At 56.6% G+C, this 4,197-nt stretch carries 2 protein-coding genes; both read right to left on the bottom strand.

Annotated features, from left to right (window positions below):
• Window positions 1-816: 816 nt before the first annotated feature.
• Window positions 817-1,170, bottom strand: a complete 354-nt coding sequence (locus LL972_RS21365) for a hypothetical protein (protein WP_228329297.1) — start codon at window positions 1,168-1,170, stop codon at window positions 817-819.
• On the bottom strand, window positions 1,167-4,197 hold a 3,031-nt coding region (locus LL972_RS21370; RefSeq protein ID WP_429002217.1), incomplete at its 5' end, for an RHS repeat-associated core domain-containing protein. The genes LL972_RS21370 and LL972_RS21365, both read right to left, overlap by 4 nt.

Here is a 4,197-nt window from a genome sequence, read left to right on the forward strand (position 1 = left end):
ACGCCCGCCGAGTTCCGTGATCAACATCAACCGCAGACCTCTAGTTTTGGCTGGCATTGAATTAGGGGGAGTCGACATATAAGCCTGACCCCATTCTTACATGAGCAACGAGCGGGCGTAGCAGGCGGTCGAGGTGGTCTAGCGTGAGATGCGAAACGACAGCTGGTTACCCCATCTGTGTGCTCCTCTGCGCGGCGAGCGGTGAGCGAACACTGCGCGGCGATCGGCGCGTTGGGCTCGGCTGCAGGTTTGTCGGGATATCGACTGCTGGGAAGAGCAGAGCGCTGATATGGATGTGAGAGTGCCGCCGTACCGATGCGTCCCGCGGAAGATACCCTTGAGCCCTTATCTCGAGAAGTAAACCTGACCCCGTTTCCCCGTTTCCCCGTTTCCCCGTTTCCCCGTTTCCCCGTTTCCCCGTTTCCCCGTTTCCCCGTTTCCACATAAAATTGAAACAGTGTGAGCTCTCAAGTCGAACAGGCCGTAGGACGTGGAACCCAAGAAAATTTTAATCAAATTCCCAGTTTTTTCTAACACCAAAGTTAAGGCGTATTGGATCAGCGTGTGGCGCAAATGGCGAGTTCTTTCCGCCATTTGAACCGTGGGCCGATGTAATGTAGGCAGCGAAAAACGGAGTCAGATTGGACTTTCAAGCGAACCTGATTCCGTTCTTAAAGCATCCCTCATGGGCGCACTTCTTCCAAATCGTGGCGCACCAGTGTGATCTCGCAGGGAGCCACATGGGGAAACCTTAGGCCCAGCTTGGATTTTTGATGATTAGCACAGCTAATGGCAAACCTGGGTGGTGACCTCTGATCAGTAGCTACCCGTACAATTCCAGACGTTTTGGGCGTCTGTAGATCGATGGACGCATAAGTTACTGCCTGGGCCAAAATACTTGATTATCAACTCGTAATTATCAGGCGAATTTGAGACAAAAAATAACTTTATATTTGCGGAATCAACATCCGTCATGATTTCCTTATAATTGCCAAGCTCATCAATCGAATTTGGATAAGCAGCCCTTTCAATACGATAAGCTTCGATTGAACGAACTATAGCATTACCGACCTCCTTCGTCTTCTTGGCTTTCATACCTTGGCCAGGAGCAGCACAAGCAGACAAGGAGATCATAAGAATAATTGCCAGCCTTAAGTTATTAGCAATCATTGCCCCATGCACCCATTTTGCACCTCGTTTTGCAAAGCATTCCAAATTTCCCCGGCTAAGCTACTTGAGTCGCTAGCAAGGTACGAATCTTCCCATAACTGAGCCTGTGCTTCGTACTTGCCATCTCCAAAAAGCGCATTAAAGTATTGAGATGCTTGTTCAGCGCTAGAGGGACTCGCGTAATCATAGGGACTTCCAAAGCCAAGTGTATATCCAACCTGAGGAAGTATGAGGCGTGAGGTGACCTTTGCACCTCTACGACGTTGCCACACATGAAAAACCTCGTGAGCAAGAGTTGAGCGCGCTTCAACTTTATTGAGGTCGATGCCTTTACCTATATCGCCATCAATAAAAAGGCTTCGTGGCAGCTTAACATTGCTGCCACGCAGAGACGAGCCGCGGCTTCCCGATGCTTGCTGGATATCTAGTGATGCAGTATCGAAGCTGCTACCGAACAGAGTGCCAATAAAAGCAGATTCTTGAGCAAATGGCGCACGAAGGCCAAATGGATCAGAGGAGAAAAACGGGCGATTGTTAGCATATGAGTAGCTATTCAGCCCTCCTCTTAATCCAATCGGATCACTCTGCCCGTACCGACCAGTGGCCACATCGTAATCGCGGAAGTAGTTCTGATTGAACCCGCTCGCTGTATCAAACCGCTGGCCTGGAAAGCGCATGTCGAACACCATCGCGGTGCCGTCTCCATCCGGATCCTGGTTGGGCGCAGTGTTGCCGAAGGCTTCGCCCTTCAGGCTCCAGTTCCACACGGCAACGTCGCGGGCGGCATCGACGACGACGCGCGGGCTGCCGAGGTGGTCGGGTTCGATGTAGTGCAGTTGAGCGCCGTTGGCCAGCAGGCCCACCGGCAGGTCATCCAGCCAGATCGCTTGTTGCTTGGGTGCACCGTTGGTGTCGTAGTCGCCGAGCCAATGGCCGGCCTCGTCGTAGAGCGTATAGGTGTTGGTGGTGCCCAGATAGCGGCGTACCTGCTCGCCTCGGCCGTTGTAGCGGTAGTTCATAACCGCGACGCCTGCGCGTTTGACCTGGGTCATGCGGCCGGTAGTGTCGTACAGGTACTCGCGTGCCTTGCCGCCGATGGTGAGGGTGTTGCCCATCTTGTCGTAGGTGCGTGCCACGCCTGCGACTGCGCTCAAGCGGTGGTTGGTCGTTGGATAGGTGTAGGCCTGCGTGGCGCCGCCGACTTTGGCACTCAGGCGATTGCCGGTGGCATCGTAGCTGTAGCCATCGATCGCGGTATTGGCGGCGCCATCCTTGAGCGCCGTGAGCCGGCCCAGGGCGTCGTAGTCCAGAAGAAGTTCTGGTGTTGGGTTGCCGGCCGGCGTCAGAGCAGTGAGGTCGCCAACGGAATCGAAGCCAAAGCCGATTTCAAGCCCTCCAGCGCGGGTGTCCTGGATGCTCTGCGGCCTGTAATCCTGATCGTACATACGTGCCAACTTGCGGCCGTTGCCGTAGGTCCAGCCGGCGGATGGGCCGAACGGATAGTAGGTCGCTCCGCTCAGCAGACGTTGGCGGCTGCCGCCTTGTGCCGTCACCCCAACCTCGGTCGTCTGGCCCTGCGCGTTGCGGACATAATCGACCGTGGTGCCATCCGGGTAGACCATCGACCGCAGACGGCCGCCAGGCGTGTAGTCGTAGCGCAACACCAACACCTTGCCGTTGACCGTCTGCACCTTGCGCACCACCTCGCCGAAGCGGTTGTAGCAGTATTGGGTGGTACCGCTGCCATCCTGGAGCTTAGCCAGCTGCCCGACGGTGAAGGTCTCACCGCTGGCGCACACGCTCTGCGTGACGTCATAGGTATAGCTGACATTGAAGGCGGCGGTTGGGTAGCTGATGCTCAGGACACGGTTGAGCGCGTCGTAGCCATAGGTGGACGTGATGCCGCGTGCATCGGTCTGCGTGGCGCGGTTGCCTGCGCTGTCGTAGGTATAGCTAGTGACGCCGGTGTCCGGGCTGGTCAGCTTCAAGGTATCGCCGAAGCCGTTGTACGTGTAGCGCGTGTCCAGACGTTTGGGGTCCTTGACCTGCAAGGGACGATCCTGCGTGTCGTAACTCACGTTGGTTTCGGCCTTGATGCCATCGACATCCTGCAACGTGCGCGCAAGCCGGCCAAGTGGGTCGTGCTCTTGCAGCGTGCTACGGCCAAATGCATCTGTTATCAAGCGCAGGTTGCCGTTTGCGTCGTAGGCGTAGTCGGTGGGATTTGCGGCCGCGTCCGCCTGCGTTTTCAGTTGGCCCAATTGGTTGTAAATACGGCTCAGGCTGCGCTTGAGCGCGCCTTGCGCGTCCTTGGTCTGCTCCTCCAGACGATTGCCGGCATTATCAAGCACGTAATGGAGGGTGTTGCCCAGCGTATCGGTGACATCGGTGACATCGGTGAGGCGCTGGGCCTGGTCGTAGACAAAGGCGGCGTAGCTGCCATCGGGCTGGGTGATGCGCTTGACCAAGCCGGTGGGCCAATACTCGAAGGTGGTGACGCGATTTTGCACGGAAGTAGCGCCATGCACCGTGGTCGATGCCAACCAACCACGCGGGTGGTAGCTGTAGTCGGTCAGCACCCCGTTTTCGTCAACGGCAGAAAGAACGCGGCCTGCCGCGTCATAACTCAGATTCTCGCGGATCTGGCCGCGGGCGTTGATGGTTTGCTTGAGGTCGCCCTTGCGATACGGGCACGGTCCGGTGCCGGTCTCGCACCCGGCAGCATCGATGGGGTAATAGTTGTAGGTCGTACGGTCGTCGATATCCGTGCGCGGGCCATCGATGGACTTCAGGAGGCCAAGCACGGGGCAGTCGCCACCAGCAGCGACATCGGCTGCCTCGCAGTAGTTCATACTGAGAACTCTGGTCTGACCACTTGCGACGTCGGTCGTGATGACTTGCTGCGGCTGCAGCCGCGCATTTCGGACATAGCCTATTTTCTTGTCACTTGATTGGGTAATCCCCCCGCCCATTAGCTGACGCCAGAAGTGGAATTTTCTCGTCCCCTTTCCCGAGGAGGTTCCATGA

The sequence above is a fragment of the Xanthomonas campestris pv. asclepiadis genome (assembly GCF_020784175.1).
In the GTDB taxonomy this organism is placed as follows: Bacteria; Pseudomonadota; Gammaproteobacteria; order Xanthomonadales; family Xanthomonadaceae; genus Xanthomonas; species Xanthomonas campestris_D.